Source organism: Paraburkholderia steynii (assembly GCF_900100565.1).
In the GTDB taxonomy this organism is placed as follows: domain Bacteria; phylum Pseudomonadota; class Gammaproteobacteria; order Burkholderiales; family Burkholderiaceae; genus Paraburkholderia; species Paraburkholderia terrae.
Genome location: NZ_FNDI01000023.1, coordinates 52,927 through 75,021 on the forward strand (window position 1 = coordinate 52,927; position 22,095 = coordinate 75,021).

The following is a 22,095-nucleotide window of genomic DNA, read 5'->3' on the forward strand; positions in this document are numbered from 1 at the left end:
CTATTGTTCAGCGAACTCAGTTCGATTCAGGGCTAAGCGTCAACTCCGGCGCTTCATGAACCGACTTGCGCGTCGACCGGTTGGCGAGAATCAGCAAGCCTGCAATCACCGGCATGCACGCCATGAAGATCAGCGCGAGTTGCGAATTGCCCGTCGCCGTGCGCGCCCAGCCGATCGCCGCCGGCCCCCAGAAGCCGCCCGACAACCCGATCGTATTGATCAGCGCGATGCCGCCCGCAGCCGCCGGGCCCTTGATGTACTCAGCAGGCATCGCCCAGAACACCGTATAGGCCATCCACATCATCGCCGTCGCAGCCGTCAGCAGCGCGAGTGTCGCGAACAGATGCCCTTGCGTGAAAATCGAAGCGATCAGCAACAACGCGCCCGTCAGCGCCGGCAACGCGCAGTGATAACGCCGTTCACCCGTGCGGTCCGAACTGCGTCCCGCAACGTACATGCCGATGCCCGCCGCGACATACGGAATCGCGACATACCAGCCAAGACGCAACGTGTCGGTCACGCCCTGCTCCTTGATCAGCGTCGGCAGCCAGAAACTGATTGCGTAGATCGGGAAGATGATCGAGAAGTACGCAAACGCCAGCAGATAGACGCGCGGATCGCGTGCCACGGCCTTGAACGAATGGTTGTGCGCGTGCGCCACGCCCGTTTCGCTTTCGAGCAGCTGCTTTTCATCGGCGTTCAGCCAGCGCGCGTCGGCGGGACGGTTCGACAGCACGAACAGCGTGACCACGCCAAGCACGATGCACGGCAAGCCTTCGACGAGAAACATCCATTGCCAGCCTGCCAGCCCGTGAACACCCGAGAGCGCCGAAATCAGCCACGCCGACAACGGCCCGCCGACGATCCCGCCCAGCGGCCCGGCCAGAAACACGATCGCGATGGCGCGCGCCATGCGCGTCGGCCCATACCAGCACGACAGGTAATAGATCATGCCCGGCGCGAAGCCCGCTTCGAAAATGCCGAGCAGAAAGCGCATGCCGTAGAACATCGGCACGTTGCGCACGAACAGCATGCACGCCGACGTGATGCCCCATAGCACGAGAATGCGGCTGAACGTCTTGCGCGCGCCGATTTTCGGCAGCAGCAGATTGCTCGGCAATTCGAACAGCACATAACCAAGAAAGAAGATGCCCGCGCCGACGCCGTACGCTGCATCGGAGAAACCGAGGTCACTCTGCATCTGGAACTTGGCGAAACCGACGTTCACGCGGTCCAGATACGCAAACATGTAGCAGGCAAGAAGAAACGGCAGCAACCGCCAGTTGAGCCGGTTGTAGAGGGCGCGAACCGCGTCGCTCTCCCGTAGGGTCTGTAGTGCTGTCATGTTCGTCTCCGGTGTGTCGGGTTTGAATCCCGTGCTTGCGTTCCAGCATGGTGTCGGGGTAAAAATGCGCGAGCAAGAGCAACTAAGTTCACACTTCGTTGCTTGCAAGGCAACGGCAGCCCACACAACGCTCTGGAGACCTCCGACATGCGCGAAATCAACCAGCAACGGCTGCGCTACTTTCACGAAGTGCTGTCGCACGGCACCATCCGTGGCGCGGCGGACAGCCTGAACACGTCGCCTTCCGTGATTACGCGCCAGATCAGGCTGCTCGAAGAGGAACTCGATACGACGCTGTTCGAGCGCGAGGCGCGCGGCGTCAAGCCGACCGAGGCAGCCACGCATCTGCTCGAATTCTGGCGCGGCTACCGTTCGCAGCAGGAAAAGCTCGAAGACCAGCTGCATTTGCTGAAAGGGCTTCAGCAAGGCCAGGTGCAACTGGCCGTCAGCGAAGGCTATGTCGAGCCGCTGATCGAGGAAGTGATCGCGCCGTTCTGCGCGAAGTATCCGAAGCTGGACATCAACATCGAAAGTCTCGCCGTCGACGATCTGCTCAACCAGGTCGCCGAGAGTCGCGCGCATATCGGGCTTGCGTACAATCCGCCGCCGCATCCGCGTATCGAATACCGCGCGAGTTCGGCGCAGCCCGTCGTGCTGCTGGTGAGGCGCGACCATCCGCTCGCGTTGCGGGGCACGCCCGCCAGCGTGAAAGATCTGCTCGAATGGCCGCTCGCGCTGATGCCGGCCACCTTCGGCATCGGCCACGCCGCGAAAATGCTGGAGTTCGCGGAGAACATCAAAATCCGCGCGACGCTCACCAGCAATTCGCTGACCGCGCTTAAGCGCTTCGTCGCGCATGGCGACGGCGTGACGCTGATCGGCGAGTTCGCTGCGTATCGCGAGTTGGTGTCGGAAGAACTCGCCATCGTGCCGATCGATCATCCGTTGTTTCAGGGCGCGAAGGCGCGCTTGCTCGTGAAGTCGGGGCGGCCTCTCGCGGCTGCGGCGAATGAACTGCTCGAATGGATCTTGCGCAGGATGTCGATGTTCGCGCGCGGCAATGCATTGACGGATGGTTGACGGTTGACGACACGCGGCCTGAACGTGTCTGCGCGACCTTTCACGCACTGAGCCGCCGTAATGCCGCAGTAGCACCTTCGTCGGCCATTCGTCATATTTGAAACTTAGTTACAGAACGCTGACCGCGTTGTCGATAAGAGAACTTATTCGTCCTCTCGCATAACTCTCCCACCACAACGGTCAATGACGTTTCTCAACACTCTCAAGATTGGTCCGCGTCTCGGCGCGGGCTTTGGAATTGTGCTGCTTCTGCTGTGCGCGATCGGCGGCGTTGGCTTGCTTCAATCGTCGCGTATCTATGACGGCACCCGTCGGATTGGCACTGACTGGCTTCCGAGCGTCGAAACGCTCGGCACGATGCGCAGCCATGCCGACGACGTGCGCCGCCTGTCGCTGCGTGAATTGCTGAGCACCGACGCAAACCAGGTGCGCGCCACGCGCGCTCAGCACGCGGATGCCGTGAATGCTTTCGCGTCGTCGCTGAACGCCTATTCGAAGCTGATCTCGTCGCCTGAAGAGCAGCAGCTTTGCGACAACATCAAATCGTCGTGGGCCAGCTATCTCGAAGTCGACGCGAAAATTGAAAAGCTGATCGACGCCGGCGAAGCGAGCGCAGCCGAAGCGCGGCAAGTCGCGGCGGGCGACGGGTCGACGCGCTTCACGGCGACGCTCGATCAGATCGACAGCGACATCAAGCTGAATCACCAGGGCTCGGTCGAAGAAGTCGCGAAAGCGGAAGACGCGTTCCACAGTGCGCGCATCTGGACCGTCGTGCTGTCGGCGCTCGCGCTGCTTGCGGGCGCATTCATCGCCGTCGTCATCACGCGCTCGATCGTCGGGCCGCTGCGCCGCTCCGTCGACGTGGCCGAGACCGTCGCGCGCGGCGATCTGACCGCGGCGATTCACGTCGAGGGCGCGGACGAACTGAGCCAGTTGCTCGGCGCGCTGCGTCACATGAACGAACGTCTGCAGGATACGGTGAGCCGCGTGCGTTCGAGCAGCGAAAGCATCGCAACGGGCTCGTCGCAAATCGCCGCGGGCAACACCGATCTGAGCCAGCGCACAGAAGAACAGGCCGCATCGCTCGAAGAAACGGCTGCGAGCATGGAAGAGCTGACGGCGACCGTCAAGCAGAACGCAGAGAACGCGACCCAGGGCAACGCGCTGGCGGCGCGCGCGTCGGAAACTGCGGCGCGCGGCGGCGAGGTCGTGAGCCGCGTGGTCGATACGATGCACGGCATCTCGACCAGTTCGCAGCAGGTGGCGCAGATCATCTCCGTGATCGAAGGGATCGCGTTCCAGACCAATATCCTCGCGCTGAACGCGGCCGTCGAAGCGGCGCGCGCGGGCGAACAGGGACGCGGCTTCGCAGTCGTTGCGGGCGAGGTCCGCACGCTCGCGCAGCGCAGCGCTGCGGCGGCGAAGGAGATCAAGGACCTGATCGGCGAATCGGTGAGCCGCGTGAACAGCGGCACCGCGCTCGTCGACGAGGCGGGTCGCACGATGGGCGAAATCGTGCAGTCGGTGCGCCAGGTGTCTGATCTGATGGGCGAGATCAGCGCGGCGTCGGGCGAGCAGCATCGCGGCATCGAGCAGGTCAATGTCGCGATCTCGCAGATGGACGAGGTGACGCAGCAGAATGCGGCACTCGTCGAGCAGGCTTCGGCGGCGACGCAGTCGATGGCGTCTCAGGCCGCGACGCTGCGTGAACTTGTGTCGGTGTTCAGGCTGCCAGGCGGGCAGCAGGCAAACGCGATGAGCGCTGCGTCTACGCCTCCGAAGACTGTCGCGCGCGCCGCCGTGGCTGCGCCCAGGAAAGCGGTGAACCCGGCTTCTGCAAAACCGCTCGTCGCTCCATCACCGACTGCCGAAAAAACGGCCGCGAGCCGCGCCGAAGCCGATTGGGAGACGTTCTGAATCGCCGCGCATCCCGTTGCTTTGCGTGATGCGCCGTTCGGTCTTCACTTGTGCGTGACGGGCAACAGCTTCATCCCCGCGGCCCGCTCTTGCGCCGCATTCGCCGTCACGCTTGCCGCCACATGGGTCGGCATATTCTTCGCCCCGGCGCTCGCGCGGCTCGCCAGCATCGCGCACACGCGGCTCGCGCCGATTGAGCCCGCGACCGCGAACACCACCGGGAACAGCATGTCGTGCCCAAGGTGCGTGAACTCGGCGACGAGCACGATCGCCGTAATCGGCATGTTCATCGACGAAGCGAGAAACGCCGCTGCGCCGACCAGCGCAAACGCGCCGGTCGGCACGCTCGCGCCGATCAGATTCCACGCGCCGCCGAGCACGACGGCAAGCAATGCGCCCACCGTCAGCCCCGGCGTCAGCAGACCGCCATGCGCGCCGACGCGCAGGCTGCTCGCGCTCACGGCAACCTTCAACGCGAGCAACGCCGCCGCGAGCCCAATGCTCAACTGACCGTCGAAGCCAAGCTGCGCGGTGCCCTTGCCGTTGCCGAGCAACTGCGGGAAGTGCATGGCGAGCAAACCGATCACGGCGAAGTTCAGCACGTTGAGCGGAATCATCAGCCAGCCAGCGCCCGGCGCGGCATTGCGCGCGCGATCCATGAAACGCGAGAACGCATAGGCGGCGATGCCGAACAGGGGCCCTGCCGCCACCGACCACGCAACCAGACTGCCGCTCAGCGCGAACGACGGAATCGCGTATTGCGACTCGTCGCCAAGTCCCATCCACGCGACCACGGCGGCGATCACCGACGTCACGAGCGCAATCGCGACCGTGGTCGCATCGAACGTGACGAGCAGCACTTCGAGCACGAACACCGCGCCGCCGAGCGGCACGTTGTACACGGCGGCGAGGCCGGCGCCCGCGCCGCAGGCGATCATCACGCGCGTTTCGTTCGCTGACAGGCCCGCGACGCGCGCGAGCCAACCTGCCACCAGCGAGCCCACTTCGCGCGGCGCGACCTCGCGGCCCAACGGCGAACCGAGCGCGACGGTGACGATCTGCAGTAGCGCATGCGCGAGCGTGCTGAGCATCGGCATGCGCGTGTCGGGCGATTTCACCGCCTGCTTGATGCTGACGAGCGGACTGCCGAAACGGCGCACGGCCCACCAGCCGAATCCCGCGATCAGACCGCAGATCGCCATGACGATCACGCGCCGTTCGGCCGACGCGCCATCGACGCCTTGCAGAAAGCTTTCGCCACCGACGATCGCATTCAGGCTGTAGCCATACGCGATGTGCTGGACGGCGTGCAGCAGCAGCGCGAGCAGCATGCCGCCGAGGCCCGCGCCGACGCCCGTCAACACGGTGACGACGGCGAGGCGGACCAGTGATTTGCGGTCGAGGGTGATGGGAGACGGCATGACGGCGTTGTGCGATGGGACGGGGAAGCCCCTACTTTAGGGTTTTCCCGTAAATTCATCCAACGACTTTATCTACTTAATTGATGATTCGCACGACTTTGTGAAAAGCACTGGGGCAAACGGTGGTCACTGCTGTAGGCGCGCGGCAAGTCACTCTCGATGACGTACCAAACCTCGCGCACCACACCTGCCGACGGAATTGAGTTAACTGGTTTGTCAGAAGGTCTTGAAGTAGCCGGCGCAAAGAATGCACTCGGCGTCATGCCGCCTTTCAGCCATTTTCAAAATGTTTGCATCACTAAGCATTGAATTGGGAAATCCCGATCATCACGCTTAAAAATGAACTGCAAATAAATCACCGAACCTCGGGATCATCCAACTCCGTAGCGGCTTCCGACGACGCGCTCCATCTCACATCGAATAAAAACGAAAGCAATGGCAATGCAAATGTATGTAATAGGTCGGTAAGGAATGTTTCTCGATTACGCAATATGGGAATGATTCAATCCCGTTGCTTCACCTCCATCTTGAAGTGAGCTTGCAATTCCACCTAAAAAAACCCAGCAACTCCACGCATAACGGAGCGCTGAACGGCAATCTGGAGCCCCCGAGAAATGTTTTACAGGACAATACTACCCAGCGCGATAGCTGTAGCGGCGCTGTTGACCATCGCCGCGTGCGGCAGTTCGCATAACAACACGACGACGTCGACCCCGCCGGTTGTTTCCGCGCAAGATGCCCTCGCGACCGCGACGCCCATCAAGCACCTCGTTGTGATCTTCGGCGAGAACGTCTCCTTCGACCACTACTTCGCAACGTATCCGAGCGCAAAGAACGTGGCGGGCGAGCCGGCATTCACCGCAGCGACCGGCACGCAAACGGATATCGCCACGCTCGCCGCCGCAGGGCTGACGGGCGCGGCTAACCCGAACGCGCAGGCGACTTCGCCGAACATCGTCGCCGCCACGGTCAACGGCCAGACGACTGCGCCGCCGACGCTGGGCGCCGCGCTGACCACGACCACTGCGCAACCGTTTCGCCTCGACCGTTCCCAGGCGAACACGAAGAGCCAGAACCACAGCTATGGGCCTGAACAGCTCGCCGATGACAACCTGAAGATGGACGCGTTCCCGCTCTTCACCTCGGCCAGCTCGATCATTGCAGGCAGCACAGGCCAGTTTGGTTCGTCGGCGCAGGTGCTCGGCTACTTCGACGGCAACACGGTCACCGCGTACTGGAACCTCGCGCAGAACTTCGCGATGAACGACAACGCGTGGACCGATACGTTTGGTCCGTCGACGCCGGGTGCCATCGAAGTGATCTCGGGCCAGAATCAGGGCGTGACGGTCACGCCTAATCCGAAGAACCCGACCGTCACGACGAGCAGCAATGCGATTCCTGACGGCCAGGGAAGCTTCACGATGATCGGCGACCTGGATCCGACCACCGACACCTGCACGGCCGCCGCGCAAACCGCCACGTCCGGCCCGACGGGCATGATGAACGGCAAGAACATCGGCGATCTGCTCAACGCTTCGAACATCACGTGGGGCGGCTTCATGGGCGGCTTCAACCTGCAGACCGTCAACGCGAACGGTACGACGGGCTGCCTGCGCTCGACGTGGTCGGACGTGCTTGGCAGCGCGCCGGCTGACTATGTCCAGCACCACGCCTGGTTCCAGTACTACGCTTCGACGGCCAATCCGACGCACCAGCGCCCGACCTCGACGGCGATGATCGGCTCCACCGAACCGACGCTCGACAATACGGCCACGCCGGTTCACCACCAGTACGACACCGACGACTTCTTCGCGGCTGTGCAGGCGGGTAACTTCCCGTCGGTCAGCTTCCTGAAGGCGCCGGCAATCGGCGACGGCCATCCGGGCAATTCGGACCCGCTCGACGAGCAGGCATTCGTCGTGAAGGTCACGAACTTCCTGCAGCAGCAACCTGACTGGAAGAACACGCTCGTCGTGATCGCCTACGACGACTCCGACGGCTGGTACGACCACGTTACGCCGGCAATCACGAGCTCGTCGTTCGATACGACGCTCGTCACCCACGTCGGCACGGCAACCTTCACGGGCGCCGACCAGTTGTCGGGCCAGGGCCAATGTACGTCGGCGAGCGCAACGCAGCCGCTTGGCATCAACGGCGGTGCGGTAAACGGCCGTTGTGGTCCGGGTACACGGACGCCGTTCCTTGTGGTTTCGCCGTGGGCAAAACAGAACTACGTTGACCACACGCAAATCACGCAGGCGTCGGTCGTCAAGTTCATCGAGGACAACTGGCTCAGCGGCAAGCGGCTCGGCGCGGGTTCGTTCGACGCAACGGCCGGCGATATCCGCAGCATGTTGAACCTGACTGGCGCGGGCAACAGCCCGACCGTCTTCCTCGACCCGACCGTTGGTACGAAGCTCGCAGCTGCGCCGGCAACCAACTAACCCGACGCGCGTCCCGCCCCGTTTGTTTTCACTCATCGCCAGCTTAGGCCGGCGCAATTGACAGCGGGACGCCAGATAACTCGAAGTGGGTCGAGCCAGCGCGGCAACGTGCTGGCTCGACGTCTTTTCCGGATTATTTTTGCCATCATCGCCATGAGCTCTCCAAACCCTGCATTGCCGCCCTCACTGCCTGCCGGCGATCCCTCGCACCCAGCGAACGCCAGACGACAGCTTCTGCGAGTACTCGGCTGGGCCGTTGCCGCCGTTGCGGCCGGCTGCGCCGCCTTTATCGCCTATGCGGCAATCTATCCGGAGCGGATGCCTCTTGCGATCGGCACCATCGTCGAAGACATCACCGGCGCGAATCCGCAGCCGGTCGCGTTACACGTGCCACCGAGCCAGCCGTTGAGCGCGGTAGCCCTGCTCGGCAAGCAGATTTTCAATGACCCGTCGCTCTCGGCGTCGGGCAAGCAATCGTGCGCGTCGTGCCACAGCCCTGAGCATGCCTACGGGCCACCGAATGACCTGTCCGTACAGCTCGGCGGTCCGCATATGACAGACGCCGGCTACCGGCCGCCGCCGTCGCTTGCATACTTGTACCGCCAGGCGCCGTTCTCGATCGGCCCCGATCAAAACGACATGGACGCCGCGCCCGTCACGCTCGATCAACTGGCCACGGCAGCAAGCGGCACGCAGCGCGCGGTGAAAACGGCAGGCGTTGCGCCTGCGGCACCCGCACTCGTCCCGCAGGGCGGCCTGTTCTGGGACGGCCGCGCGAGCACGCTGCAGGATCAGGCGATCGGCCCGATGCTGAATCCCGTTGAGATGGCCAACAAGAGCACCGGCGAGGTCTTCCACAAGCTGCTGAATGCGAAGTATCTCGACCAGTTCAAGCAGCTGTTTGGCGACCGGATCGTGAGCCAGCCCGATCTGCTCGTCGACGAGGCGATGTTCGCAGTGGGACGCTACCAGTTCGAAGACCCATCCTTCCACCGCTTCACGAGCAAGTACGACTACTGGCTCCAGGGCAAGGCACGTCTGACGCAAGCGGAGATGCGCGGCTTGCGCCTGTTCAACGATCCTGACAAGGCAAACTGCGCGGGATGCCATCTGAGCAAGCCGACGGCCGACCATTTGCCGCCGCTCTTCACCGACACGCAATACGAGGCACTGGGCGTGCCGCGCAACCATGATCTGGCCATCAACAAGGACCGGAATTTCTACGACATGGGCGTATGCGGTCCCTTCCGTGACGACGCGGCTACGCTAACGCAATACTGTGGAATGTTCTTGACGCCGACCTTGCGCAACGTCGCCACGCGACACGCCTTTTTCCACAATGGCGTCTACCACGACCTGAAGCACGTGATGGACTTCTATAACCTGCGCAATACGAGTCCCGAAAAGATCTATCCGCTCGATGCAGCAGGCAAGCCGGAAAAGTACGATGATCTTCCCGCGAAGTACCAGGCGAATATCGACGTCGCCGACGCGCCGTTTGACCGCAAACTGGGCGAAAAGCCTGCCATGACCGACGATGACATCCAGGACATCATTGCGTTCATGAACACGCTGACTGACGGTTACAAGCCCTAGTACCCGCATCGCTCGCGAGGGCGACGTCGCGCGCATCTGCATGCTTCATCCGAGCGATGAAGTTTGCAGGTGCGCGCGACACAAGCAGAACGCTACTTCAGGAATATGTAGCGCGCGAAATACGGCGAACTGCCCGCCTGATGCTCACGCACACAAGGCTCAGAAGGTGACACGCCGCCTGCTGTGTCGAGCCGCTGCACAAACCGCACGCCAGACAAACTGCCTTTGGCGGTGCTGTGAGTTTCGAGCAGCAGTTGTGGAATGCTGTTCGGATTCGCACTCGGTGCCTGAGCCACCATGCGACCAACGATCCTGCTGCCATCGCCCGCCTGCCAGGACGGGCCCGCACCATGCTGGATCGACGCTTGACCTGCGCCGTCATAAAGCGTGGCTTCCGGATGCTGGAACACCCAGCCCAGATGATGCGAACTGTCGAACTCGCAGGAATACATCTGCACGCCTGTTGCCGTCGTGACGGCGAACGGCTGGGCGCCGGAAGGCACCAACGAAGGTGGCGTTGCATCGGCGGCATTCGCCGCTAAGGGTGACATCAGAACGACGCAACCTAGCGCGGCCCGGTACACGATCTGCCGCGCGTCAATGCACATTGCGCGAATGACGTTGCTGGAGTACGAGCGGAAAGGAAACATGATTGCGATCCGGTTGGAGGAATATCGGGGACGTTTTTGTGATTTTCCTTACCAGAACAGCTGGGCGTAGAAGCTTATTCCATCGAAATCGCGCGTCGGTACACCGGCGCAATCGGCTTCATACATCACGCGGCAACACAAGCTCCGCTTCAAGCCCACCCGCCGTGCGATTGCGCAACGTCAGCGTTCCGCCATGCGTCGCCGCGATGCTCTGCGCAATCGTCAACCCTAGCCCGGTGCCACCGCTCGCACCCGTTCCATCCGCGCGCCCCGCATTCCCGCGAAAATACGGCTCGAACGCGCGCGCGAGCATCGTTTCGTCGGGAATACCGGGGCCGTTGTCACGAATCGCGACACGCACCGCGCGTCCATCATCGACAACATGAATAGAAGCCTCGCCGCCATAGCGAATCGCGTTATCGAGCAGATTCTGCAAACAGCGCTTCAGATTGCGCGGATAACCCGCGACAGGCCGCGCCGCCCGCCCTTCCACCGTGACCGCGTGCCCAGCCTCACGCGCATCTTCAGCCAGCCCTTCGAGCATCGAATCGAGATCGATCTCGTGCCGCGCTTCCGTCACTTCGATGCCTTGCACGGCATCGAGCGTTGCGCGCACCATCGCCTCCATGTCGTCGAGATCGCCGCGCAGTCGATCGCGCCACTGCGGGTCGGGCAGCATTTCCACACGCAGACGCAGCCTCGTCAGCGGCGAGCGCAGATCGTGCGACACGGCAGTCAAAAACCGCGCGCGCCCTGCAAAGCTCTCCGTCAGTTGACGCTGCATCGAATTGAACGACATCGCCGCGCTGCGCACTTCGAGCGGACCACTGACGGGCAACGGCGGCCGATAGATATTGCGGCCGAGCGCATCGGCGGCTCGAGCGAGATCGCGTAGCGGCTGAACCGCAAAGCGCACGGCGACGAACGCCAGCACGCAGATCGCCACGAAGCGCAGCAGATAGATCCTGACGAGATAATCGAACACGAGCGACCCCGGCTCGCTCAGCATGCCCGCCTGCCCTTCATTGGCCTGCGCGTCGAGCCACCTGCCATCGGGCAGCTTCATCTGCACGTGAAAATCGCCTGTGGGCATGCGCGAATCGAAGAGACTCAGGATGCCCTTGTGCTTGTGCTCTTCGTCGCGCAGTTCAGCATCGATGAGACGCACGTCGATCGGCTCGCCAAGACGTCTGCGAATCACGCCCGTAATCAGGTCGCTGACCGTGCGCTTCGCAAGCGAGGTTTGCTGCACGGGCTGCGGCGCGTCGGTCCATTGCAGACGGTATCGTGCATCCGACAGTTGCGTCACGATCGCATCGCGCGCGGTTGCATCGGGCGCGTGCTGCAGCAGCCGGACGGTGTCGGCGAGACGGCTCGCGAACAGGCGCGCGGGAATTTCGAGCGTGCGGTTGTCGTGCGTTTCGAACCAGATCGTGCTGGTGAGCAATTGGCCGGCGAACATGCCGACGGCGAGAATCATCACCAACCGCCCGAATAGCGAGTCGGGCCACGCACGCAGTTTCATCGCGCGGCCGCTCATGCTTCGAACGCGACGTCGGCGACCAGCATGTAGCCCTCATTGCGCACCGTGCGGATGAGCGCGGCGCTCCGCGCAGCGTCTTTCAGATGATGCCGCAGGCGGCTGATGCACACGTCGATCGAACGGTCGAGCGGCGTGTGCTCCTTGCCGAACACATGGTCGAGCAGGAAATCGCGCGACAGCGGCCGGTTCGGATGATCGAGCAGCGTGCGCAGCGTCCGGTAATCGGAGCCGCCGAGCGACACGACCAGGCCTTCGGGCGACAGCATCTGCTTCATCCGCGTATCGAGCTTCCAGCCCGCGAAGCTGACGAACGCGGCGGCATCGGCGGGAAGCGCGCCGGGCGTGCTGCGCGCGCGGCGCAACACCGACTTGATCTTCGCGACCAGCTCGCGCGGATCGAATGGCTTGGGCAGGTAATCGTCGGCGCCCATTTCGAGGCCGAGTATACGGTCGAGCAATCCGCCGCGCGCGCTCAGTATCACGATCGGCATGCCGCGCTCGCGGCGCAGCTCGCGTGTGAGTTCGAGTCCGTCCTCGCCGTCGAGCATCAGGTCGAGTACGACCAGATCGATCTGCGACGCCTTGATGATCTGCTTCATCTGCGCGCCGTTGGTGGCCGTCGTCGCCTGATAGCCCATGCTGCGCAGATAGTCGCCGAGCAGTTGGCGAATGTTCGGGTCGTCATCGACGACAAGTATGTGGTCCATCAAAAGCTCTTCTTCTCTTCCACTCAGCCCGCATTGTCCGGATTGCAACGGGAAAAAGGCGGCTCAACACATTCCATTACAAAAGTGCGCCGTTTCAACACATCGCCATTACATCTCGTGGCTAAAGTTGCGCCGGTAAATGCAAATAATTCTCATCCAGCAACTATATCATGTCGATTTCCGTGCTTTCATCGGCCTGCGGGCGGGCCGTTTCGACGGCGGCGCGTGCCACCTCCTCAGTGGCCGCCTCCGCCGCTTTCGTTGTTGCGGCTGGCTTTACGCTGACGGTCAGCGCACCCGCGCTCGCGGCGCAACCGGCGAGCGCCGCAGCGCCTGTGAACGCGGCTGCACCCGCCACCCTCACAGATCTCGCCGGCCGCACGATCCGCGTACCCGTCGCCGAACCGCAGCGCATCCTGCTCGGTGAAAGCCGCCTGCTGTCGGCCGTCGCGTTGCTCGAAGGCCAGAAGCCGCTCGCGCGCATCGTCGGCTGGCAAGGCGATCTGCCGCTGATGGACCCGCAGACCTTCAACGCGTACGCGCAGAAATTCCCCGACATCAAAACGATTCCGCTGATCGGCAAAGCGACGGAAGACAGCATCAGCGATGAAAAAGCGCTGAGCCTCAAGCCCGATCTGGCGATCTTCAGCATCGGCGGCCACGGCCCGAGCCGCTACAACGCGCTCGTCAAGCAACTGGAAGCGACGGGCACGACGGTCGTATTCGTCGACTTCCGCCTGCATCCGATGCAAAACACGCTGCCGAGCATCAAGCTGCTCGGCGCGGTGTTGCATCGCGATCAGCAGGCGAATGCGTATATCCAGTTCTATCAGCAGCATCTGGCGCGCGTGCAGAGCGTCGTACACCGTGTGCCCGAAGCGCAGCGTCCGAAGGTATTCGTCGATCTGCTCGCGGGCGTCTGGGATGCGGGCTGCTGCCACACGGCGGGCAACGGCAACTTCGGCGAATTCGTGCAGGCCGCGGGCGGACGCAATATCGCGCAAGGTCTCGTGCCGGGCGTGCTCGGCGACATCAGCATGGAACAGGTGATCGCCGCGCAGCCCGACGTCTACATCGCGACGGGCAGCCGCACGAAACCGGGCCTCGCATCGCTGCGCGTCGGCGCGTTGACGAGCGAGCACGATGCGCGCGCGAGCCTCGCGCAACTGATCGCGCGCCCCGGCTTCGACACGATCAAGGCGATCCACGACGGCAACGCGCACGGCATCTCGCACAACTACTACGACTCGCCGTACAACATTCTCGCGATCGAAGCGTTTGCGAAGTGGTTCTATCCGGCGCAGTTCAAAGATCTCGACGTGCATGCGACGCAAGCCGAACTGTACAAGCGCTTCCTCGCGGTGCCGCCGCAAGGCGCCGAGTGGGTCGACGCGCCGCTCGCGCAGTCCACGGCTGACGCCTCGCATTAACGGGCGCAGCGATGTCCGATTCCGTCTCCCTGATTCGCTCCGCGCGCGCCCGGCAAAGCGCCGCGGACGCCAGCCTGCAGCCGTATCTGCGCATCACGCGTCTGCGCGTGCTGTGGCTGTGCGCGGTTGCGTTGCTGATCGTCGGCTCGTTACTGCTCGATCTGCGGTCGGGCCCGTCCGGTCTGCCCGTTTCGACGCTGCTGCGTGCGGTGTTTCATCATGCATCGGCGGATGCCGCGACGAATGTGATCGTCTGGCAGATCCGCATGCCGTATGCGGTGATGGCGCTGCTGGTGGGCGCGTCGCTCGGACTATCGGGCGCGGAAATGCAGACCATCCTCAACAATCCGCTCGCGAGCCCTTACACGCTCGGCGTGTCGGCGGCGGCGGCGTTCGGCGCGTCGCTCGCAATCGTGCTCGACATCACGCTGCCCGGTATCGCGCAAAGCTGGCTCGTGTCGGCCAACGCATTCCTCTTCGCATTCATGTCGGCGATGATGCTCGACGGCGTCGCGCGCTGGCGAGGCATGTCGACGTCCGGCGTCGTGCTGCTCGGCATCGCGCTCGTGTTCGCGTTCCATGCGCTCGTCTCGCTGATGCAGTTCATCGCTTCCGCCGACGCGCTGCAAGGCCTCGTGTTCTGGACGCTAGGCTCACTTGCGCGTGCCGACTGGCCGAAGATCGCGGTACTCGCCGTCGCGCTCGCAGTCGCTTTGCCGCTTTCGATGCGCAACGCGTGGACGCTCACCGCGCTGCGCCTCGGCGAAGATCGCGCCGCCAGTTTCGGCATCGACGTGCGCCGTCTGCGGCTCGGCACGCTGCTGCGCGTGTCGGTGTTGTCGGCGCTCGCGGTGTCGTTCGTCGGCACGATCGGCTTCGTCGGACTGATCGCGCCGCATATCGCGCGCACGCTGTTCGGCGAGGACCACCGTTTCTATCTGCCCGGCAGCATGCTGATCGGCGCGTTGATGCTGTCGCTCGCGTCGATTGCATCGAAGCTCATCGTGCCGGGCGTGCTGATTCCCGTCGGCATCGTGACGGCGCTGGTCGGCATTCCCCTCTTTCTCGGGATCGTCGTGCGCTCGCAGGGAGCCACGCAATGAACGGCCTGTCGATTCACGGCCTCAGCGTGCAATACGGCAAGCGCGCGGTGCTTAAATCGCTCGATGCGGGCCCGCTGCCGCGTGGCCAGATCACCGCGTTGCTCGGTCCGAACGGCAGCGGCAAGTCGACGTTGCTGCGCGCGCTGGCGGGCCTCACGCGCGCGCATGCCGGTCAACTGACGCTCGACGGCGCGCCGCTCGAATTATCCGCAGCGAGTGCGCGCTCGCATAGCGTCGTCTATCTGCCGCAATCGTTGCCTGCAGGCGTGAAGCTGCAAGTGCTCGAGTCCGTGCTGGTCGCGTGTTGCGCGACGCGCGGCGCATTTCGCGCCCACGGCGCCCGCACCGACGACCTCACGAATGCGCGGGCCGTGCTTGAACGCCTTGGCATCGATGCGCTCGCATCGCGCTCGCTCGACGAGTTGTCGGGCGGACAACGACAACTCGTCGGCATTGCCCAGGCGCTGGTACGCGAGCCGCAAGTGCTGCTGCTCGACGAGCCGTTGTCCGCACTCGACCTTAACTACCAGTTCCACGTGATGCGCGTGCTGCGCGACATCACGCGGGAACGCGGCATCGTCACTGTCGTCGTTCTGCACGACATCAACACCGCCATGCGCGCCTGCCATCAGGCGATGCTGCTTCACGCAGGCCGCATCGCGGGCTTCGGACCCAGTGCCGATGTCGTCACGCAGGCGAGCCTTGCAGAAGTATTCGGAGTCACCGCGCGAATCGAGCCTTGTTCGCGCGGCCAGCATCAAGTCCTGATCGACGGTCTGTCGGTTCAGGACGGCATCGCCAGCCGCTAGACATTCGTCGAGCGTCCCAGCCAGCCACCTCGCCACGCCGCATTCGTTTCAACGCACGACGCCCGCCATCCGGTGGGCGCCGCGCTGCTGCGTGGATCGTCACATCGTTCAAATCAACAACAGGGAAAAAAATGAAAAAGACACTCGTCATGGCTGCCATCGCGGCGAGCTACGCGTGCCATGCGCAGGCGCAAAACACGGTCACGCTGTATGGCGTGATCGACGCGGGCCTGTCGTACACGAACAACCAGAAAGGCAACAGCGCGTGGCAAGCGGGCAGCGGCGACGTGACGGGCAGCCACTGGGGCATGCTCGGGCGCGAAGACCTGGGCGGCGGCACGAAAGCGATCTTCCAACTCGAAAGCGGCTTCAGCGTGATGAACGGCACCTCGCGTCAGGGCGGCCGTCTGTTCGGTTATCAGGCTTATACGGGGCTTTCGAATGACCGGTTCGGCACGTTGACGCTGGGACGTCAGTACGATTCCGTCGTCGACTACCTCGCGCCGCTCAGCTTTACGGGTCATCATCCGGGCGGCAACAATCTTTCCGCGCACCCGTATGACAACGACAATCTGAACAACTCGTTCCGCGTGAACAATTCGGTGAAGTTCGCCAGCAACAGCTATGCGGGCGTGAAGTTCGGCGCGTTGTACGGCTTCTCGAACGAAGCGGGCGGTTTCGACGACAACCGGCTATACAGCTTCGGCACATCGTACGAAGCAGGCCCGCTGCGTCTCGGCGCAGGCTACTTCCAGGCGAACAACGGCGGCAGCAGCAACACGAACGGCGCATTGACGCTGACCGATCGCACGTTTATCGCAGCGCGACAGCGCACGTATGGCGCGGGCGGAAACTACTCGATCGGCGCGGCGACGTTTGGCGCGGTCTGGACGCGCACGCAACTCGGCGGGCTCGCGACGATCAACGGCGCGAACAGCCTCGGCCTCGTTGCGAATGGCGAGGGTATGAGCTTCAGCAATTACGAACTCAATGCAAGTTACTCGCTCACGCCGACCATCGCGCTAAACGGCGAATACACGTACACGTCGGGTTCGATGTCGAACGCGACAGGCCAGCATCATCCGAAGTGGCATGAAGTCTCGGTGCAAACCGACTACTTCCTGTCGAAGCGAACCGATCTTTACGTGCAGGCGAGTTATCAGCATATCTCCAGCGACGGCTCCGGTCTGACTGCGGATATCAGCGGGCAAAGTCCTTCATCGAACGATCAGCAGGTTGTCGTTGCTGTCGGGATGCGGCATCGGTTCTAAAACGGTTAAAGCCGCCGCGTTAGCATGAACCGGCGGCTTTAACGCAGCAATCAGAACTTGTGCCGGATGCCGACGCGCACGGTGCTTTGCCGGTCGCTCGTAGAAGGCGTGAGATTGTTGATGGCCGCAACGGCCGCCGTGCCCGTCGAGTCCGTGCCCGATGCTTTCTGATAAACGCCGATCAGGTACACATCGGTACGCTTCGACAAAAAGTAGTCCGCGCCAATCGCGCCTTGGTAGTAGCGTGCGCCAGGATTCGTTCCCGCCGTCGAATCGACGCTGCCGCCGTGCGTATAGTCGAATGCCGCGCCGAGCAGGAATGCAGGCGTTAACTGGTACTTGAAGTTCACTTCGGCGTTATTGAACGTCGCGTTGCCGCGATAGCCGCGCGGATTCGGACCGGACTCGACTGTATCGCCGAGATTCCTGAACTGCGTGTTCGAATACGTTGCGCCGAACGTCGCCGCGCCGAACGTATAGGCGGCGCCCGCTGCAATCACCTGATACGTTCGCGCCGAAGCATAGCCGCTATACACAGGAGAGGATATGAAGTTCGTGCTGGCCGTCGCTGCCGTGCTCGCGCCGTTGTCACCGAAGAATCCGACATTCGGATTGCGCGCATTCAGATAGCCGACCCCGACAGAAAGCGGACCGTTCGCATAACCGGCGCCCAGCGACCACACCTGATTGCGCGACGCCTCGCCTGCCACGCCGCCCAGGCTATACACGCCGCCGAACGTGAGGCCGGCGTAATTGGCGCTGGTGTACTTGATCGCATTGTTCACGCGATACGCGTTGTTGATATTGTCGAGATCGCCCGGATGCGCGGCGATATAGCCGCCCCATTGATCGCCTGCTTCAAAGGGGCCGACATAATCGACCACAGAATCGTATTGGCGTCCAACCAACACTGAGCCGTACGCGTTCGACAGTCCCACATACGCCTGGCGTCCGAACATCAGCCCTTGCGTGCTGCCGCGATTCTTCTGGCCCAGCGATCCGCTGTTCAGATCGAAGCCGTTTTCGAGCACGAAAAGCGCGGCGAGCCCACCGCCGAGATCTTCCTTGCCGCGCAGACCCCAGCGGCTCGCCTGCATGACACCGCTCGACACGTTGTACAGATTGTGGCCTCCCGAATTCGAGGTCCAGTTGAAACCATCGTCGACGATGCCATACATCGTCACCGAACTCTGCGCGTGCGCCGCGCCAGCGAATGCACACTCGACCAACGTCAATGCGGCCAATGCGGCTGCCAATTTGATTCTCATAGATTCGTCATCCCGTTCATCCCGACTGCTTCGATTGAATAACGCAGTGAATGATGACTGCGCCGCGGCTGTTACGAGGACCGCAATCTAAGTTCGCCTTTATGCGCGGTCAAATCAGTCAAATAGAACAGGTGCGATAAGCGTGCTTTATTTGCGGCTGCATGCACGCCGACAAAGGTACGAGCGACATGAATGCCATTTATGTCGCGCATTTTTGGCCTGAATTTGACGGTCTTTTCGCGCGCTCCTATCGTTCGCCCATGTCTGTCTGATTCGCCAGGTCGCCCTGCCCGTCCCCATGATCGGGAAGCGGAAACTTCAACGTCTTGCTCAGCCCAACGCCATGAATCCTCACGCGACAGCCACGCTTTCCTCTTCCTCACCCGTGCGCAAGACAAGCACGGTCCGCCGCGCGGTGACGACGGCCGTGCTCGGCCAGATACTGGAGTGGTACGACTTCTTTCTCTATGGAACGGCGGCCGCGCTGGTATTCGGCAAGCTGTTCTTTCCCGTCGGCAGCGATCCGTTGACGGGCACGATCGCGGCATTCGGCGGATTCACGGTCGGCTTCATCGCGCGGCCGGTTGGCGGCGTGCTGTGCGGCCATATCGGCGACCGCTACGGACGCAAGACGGTGATGATGCTCACGCTCCTGACGATGGGCGTCGCAACCATGTGCATGGGACTGCTGCCGACGTATCAACAGATCGGTATCGCGGCGCCCATCGGTCTCGTGCTACTGCGCATTCTTCAAGGGCTCGCAGCGGGCGGCGAATGGAGCGGCAGCATTCTGCTGATTCACGAAAGCGCGCCCGCATCGAGGCGCGGGGCACTTTCTGCCTGGAGCCCGAGCGGCGCGGCATTCGGCTTCGTGCTGTCGACGGCTGCGTTCCTGCTCGCGCAAACGCTGTCGCCCGATGACTTCCTCAGCTGGGGTTGGCGCGTGCCGTTCCTGTGCAGCGTGGTGCTCGTCGTGCTCGGCCTCTGGATGCGCCGCTCGGTAGAAGAAAGCGCCGACTTCGTCGCAGTAAAGGCGACACACCGCGAAAGCCGCATGCCGATCATCGAAGTGCTGCGTCGTTGCCCGCGTCAAGTGCTCACCGTGTTCGGCCTCCGCTTCGGCGAAGGCGGCGCGTCGTACATCTTCTTCGCGTTCTCGATTGCGTACGGTCAGTTTCTCGGCCTGAAGTCGACATGGATACTCGGCGGGCTCACGCTGTCGATGCTGCTGATGATTCCCGTGTCGCTTCTGATGGGACATCTCACCGACAAGATCGGCCGCAAGCCGGTCTATCTCGTCGGTGCCATTGCGATGGTGCTGGTCGCGTATCCGTATTTCACGCTGCTCGCCTCGGGCGTGCTGTGGAAAGTGATTGCCGCGCTGATTCTCGCCAACAGCATCACGCTCGGCATTCTCGAAGGCGCGCAGCCCGCGTTCATCAGCGAACTGCTGCCCGTTCATCTGCGCTTCTCGGGACTCGGCATTGGGCGCGAGATTTCATCGGTACTCGGCGGCGGCCTTTCGCCGATGATCGCGACCGCGTTGCTCGCTCACTATCGCAGCGCCACGCCCGTCGCGATCTATCTCGTCGCACTTGCGCTGGTCACGGTGATCGCGACCTTGATCGCGCCAGAAACTTTCCCACGCTCGGCACGGCTGCAGGCAAGGCAGAGCGCCGAAGCCGTCACCGCCTGATCGACTGATCCATTCAACTCAACACGTATTCATCATGCAAAGCCTTCATAGCATTTCGACGTACGCCCACGAGCCGCGCTTCATCGACCAGGGCGAGCCGTATCCCGAGTACGCCGGGCCCATTTCGCTCGAGGTTCTGATCGAAGAAATCGAACGCCGGCGCGACGAGTTCGATCAGCTCTCGCATGTGCCGCGCGACATGATCGCGAAGATGAAACGCGCGGGCATCTACCGCGCCAGCACGCCGCGCCGTTTCGGCGGTGACGCACTGCCGCCGCCGCAGTTTCTCGCGATTCTCGAACGCATTGCGATCGCCGATGGATCGACAGCGTGGGTCGCTGCGTTCGGATCGGCGAATACGTACCTCGCGTCGCTGCCCGTCGAAACGCAACAGCAGATCTACGCGAAAGGACCGGACCAGGTTTTTGCGGGCGGTCTCTATCCGCTGCAACCTGCGACCAAGGTGCCGAACGGCTTCAAGGTCAGCGGCCAGTGGCGGTTTGCGAGCGGCTGCAAAGGCGCGGACTGGATTGGCGTCGGTATTGGCGGCACGCCCGCGAGTTCGGGCGATGCGGGCGCGGGCAAACCGTTCACCGCCGTGTTTCCCGCTAGCGAAGTGGAGATCGTCGACAACTGGAACGTCGTCGGCATGCAGGGCACAGGCAGTCACGATCTGCGCTTGCGCGACAAGTTCGTCGATGCGCAATGGACCTTCGTGCGCGGCGGTCACGCGCTGATCGACGAGCCGCTGTATCGCTACCCCGCCGTCGCGTACCAGGCGCAGGTGCATGCGGCCGTGAACGTCGGCCTGGCGCGCGCCGCGCTCGATCTCCTGACCGATATGTCCGGCGCGACAAAAACGACGACGGGCGCCCCGCGTCTCGCGGACCGGGGCTACTACCGCTCGGGTCTCGCGAAAGCGGAAGCGCAGTGGCGCAGCGCGCGCGCGTTCTTCTACGAATCCTCGCAAGCCGCGTGGGACACGATTCTTGCCGGCGATCCCGTCACGCCAGACCAGGCGAATCTGATGCGCCTGAGCGCGACACATGCGGCCCACGTATGCGCCGAAGTGGTGATGCAGGCGTATCAGATGGCGGGCATCGCCGCGATTTATCGCGAGAGCCGATTGCAGCGTCTGGTGCGCGACTCGATCGTCGTGACGCAGCATGCGTTTCTCGGCGAGGGCTCGTATGACGCGTCGGGTGCGCTGTTCGTCGGCATTCCGCCCGTCACGCCGTATCCGTGATGCAGCGCGTGAACGAACACATGGAGCAAGCAATGACGAATGAAGAGATGAAGCGGCGCTTTCGCGATGCGATGGCGTGCCTGCCCGCCGCCGTCAACGTCATTACGACCGACGGCCCGAGCGGACGCTGCGGCCTCACAGCCAGTGCCGTCTGCTCGGTGACCGACGAGCCGCCGACGATGCTCGTCTGTATCAACCAGGCCAGCTATATGCACGACGTGCTGCGAGAGAACCGCAGCGTCTGCATCAACGTGCTTGCCGGCGAGTATCAGGACCTCGCGCGCGACTTCGCGGGCATGACATCGTGCCCGATGGACGAGCGCTTCGCACGCCACGCATGGAAGCCGGGACGCTCGGCCGTGCCCGTGCTTTCGCACGCGATTGCGAATCTCGAAGGCACGATCGTCGAGATCAAGAGCGTCGGGTCTCACTCGGTGATGTTCGTACGTATCGACGATATCTCGGTCAGCTCCGATGGCGATGGACTGATCTATTTCGCGCGGCAGTTTCATCGTCTCGTGCGACCGGTTGCGGCGGCAGCATCCGCTTCCACTCAATGCGCGAGGTAA

17 protein-coding genes are annotated in these 22,095 nt (G+C 62.9%); 11 read left to right on the forward strand and 6 right to left on the reverse strand.

What is annotated here, in order from left to right:
* Positions 1–16: 16 nt before the first annotated feature.
* The gene (locus BLT65_RS32500) at positions 17–1,345 is read right to left on the reverse strand and encodes an MFS transporter (RefSeq protein ID WP_091785831.1); all 1,329 of its coding nucleotides are present in this window, start codon (positions 1,343–1,345) and stop codon (positions 17–19) included.
* A gap of 147 nt (positions 1,346–1,492) precedes the next feature.
* On the opposite strand from BLT65_RS32500, the gene BLT65_RS32505 reads away from it, so the two are divergent.
* Positions 1,493–2,425, forward strand: a complete 933-nt coding sequence (locus tag BLT65_RS32505) for a LysR family transcriptional regulator (protein WP_091785834.1) — start codon at positions 1,493–1,495, stop codon at positions 2,423–2,425.
* 183 nt (positions 2,426–2,608) lie between these two features.
* The gene (locus tag BLT65_RS32510) at positions 2,609–4,342 is read left to right on the forward strand and encodes a methyl-accepting chemotaxis protein (RefSeq protein WP_091785837.1); all 1,734 of its coding nucleotides are present in this window, start codon (positions 2,609–2,611) and stop codon (positions 4,340–4,342) included.
* Positions 4,343–4,386: 44 nt separating this feature from the next.
* Here the strand turns inward: BLT65_RS32510 and BLT65_RS32515 are convergent, their stop codons facing one another.
* The gene (locus BLT65_RS32515; protein ID WP_091785840.1) at positions 4,387–5,763 is read right to left on the reverse strand and encodes a chloride channel protein; all 1,377 of its coding nucleotides are present in this window, start codon (positions 5,761–5,763) and stop codon (positions 4,387–4,389) included.
* 614 nt (positions 5,764–6,377) lie between these two features.
* Here BLT65_RS32515 and BLT65_RS32520 point away from each other — a divergent pair.
* Entirely contained in the window at positions 6,378–8,207 is a 1,830-nt protein-coding gene (locus BLT65_RS32520) for a phospholipase C (protein ID WP_091785843.1), read from the forward strand.
* Positions 8,208–8,360: 153 nt separating this feature from the next.
* Entirely contained in the window at positions 8,361–9,803 is a 1,443-nt protein-coding gene (locus BLT65_RS32525; RefSeq protein WP_091785845.1) for a cytochrome-c peroxidase, read from the forward strand.
* Positions 9,804–9,895: 92 nt separating this feature from the next.
* Here BLT65_RS32525 and BLT65_RS32530 read toward each other — a convergent pair whose 3' ends face one another.
* From BLT65_RS32530 to BLT65_RS32540, 3 genes are all read right to left on the reverse strand, one after another.
* Positions 9,896–10,453, reverse strand: coding sequence for a DUF3455 domain-containing protein (locus BLT65_RS32530; RefSeq protein WP_091785848.1), 558 nt, complete (start codon positions 10,451–10,453; stop codon positions 9,896–9,898).
* A gap of 118 nt (positions 10,454–10,571) precedes the next feature.
* The gene (locus BLT65_RS32535; protein WP_091786104.1) at positions 10,572–11,978 is read right to left on the reverse strand and encodes an ATP-binding protein; all 1,407 of its coding nucleotides are present in this window, start codon (positions 11,976–11,978) and stop codon (positions 10,572–10,574) included.
* An 11-nt stretch (positions 11,979–11,989) separates the two neighbouring features.
* The gene (locus BLT65_RS32540) at positions 11,990–12,703 is read right to left on the reverse strand and encodes a response regulator (protein ID WP_091785851.1); all 714 of its coding nucleotides are present in this window, start codon (positions 12,701–12,703) and stop codon (positions 11,990–11,992) included.
* Between the two features lie 170 nt (positions 12,704–12,873).
* Between BLT65_RS32540 and BLT65_RS32545 the strand changes: the two genes are divergently transcribed.
* The 4 genes from BLT65_RS32545 to BLT65_RS32560 all read left to right on the forward strand — a co-directional run bounded on the left by BLT65_RS32545 (position 12,874) and on the right by BLT65_RS32560 (position 17,316).
* Positions 12,874–14,133 (forward strand): ABC transporter substrate-binding protein, encoded by a 1,260-nt coding sequence (locus tag BLT65_RS32545; RefSeq protein WP_091785853.1) that lies wholly within the window; start codon positions 12,874–12,876, stop codon positions 14,131–14,133.
* A gap of 11 nt (positions 14,134–14,144) precedes the next feature.
* Positions 14,145–15,236 (forward strand): FecCD family ABC transporter permease, encoded by a 1,092-nt coding sequence (locus BLT65_RS32550; RefSeq protein ID WP_042315144.1) that lies wholly within the window; start codon positions 14,145–14,147, stop codon positions 15,234–15,236.
* Positions 15,233–16,045: an ABC transporter ATP-binding protein gene (locus BLT65_RS32555; RefSeq protein WP_091785856.1), complete on the forward strand. Its 813-nt coding sequence runs from the start codon at positions 15,233–15,235 to the stop codon at positions 16,043–16,045. The genes BLT65_RS32550 and BLT65_RS32555 overlap by 4 nt, the downstream gene beginning before the upstream one ends.
* A gap of 131 nt (positions 16,046–16,176) precedes the next feature.
* A complete protein-coding gene (locus tag BLT65_RS32560; protein ID WP_143036609.1) occupies positions 16,177–17,316 on the forward strand; it encodes a porin in 1,140 nt (379 codons plus the stop codon).
* Between the two features lie 50 nt (positions 17,317–17,366).
* Here BLT65_RS32560 and BLT65_RS32565 read toward each other — a convergent pair whose 3' ends face one another.
* Positions 17,367–18,572 (reverse strand): porin, encoded by a 1,206-nt coding sequence (locus tag BLT65_RS32565; protein WP_425273181.1) that lies wholly within the window; start codon positions 18,570–18,572, stop codon positions 17,367–17,369.
* Positions 18,573–18,927: 355 nt separating this feature from the next.
* On the opposite strand from BLT65_RS32565, the gene BLT65_RS32570 reads away from it, so the two are divergent.
* Genes BLT65_RS32570 through hpaC form a run of 3 tightly spaced genes read left to right on the forward strand, consistent with a single transcriptional unit; the run spans position 18,928 to position 22,095 of the window.
* Positions 18,928–20,280 (forward strand): MFS transporter, encoded by a 1,353-nt coding sequence (locus BLT65_RS32570; RefSeq protein ID WP_091785865.1) that lies wholly within the window; start codon positions 18,928–18,930, stop codon positions 20,278–20,280.
* 34 nt (positions 20,281–20,314) lie between these two features.
* Complete coding sequence (locus BLT65_RS32575) at positions 20,315–21,526, forward strand: acyl-CoA dehydrogenase family protein (protein ID WP_091785868.1); 1,212 nt, start codon at positions 20,315–20,317, stop codon at positions 21,524–21,526.
* A gap of 32 nt (positions 21,527–21,558) precedes the next feature.
* Positions 21,559–22,095: a 4-hydroxyphenylacetate 3-monooxygenase, reductase component gene (hpaC, locus tag BLT65_RS32580; RefSeq protein WP_091786107.1), complete on the forward strand. Its 537-nt coding sequence runs from the start codon at positions 21,559–21,561 to the stop codon at positions 22,093–22,095.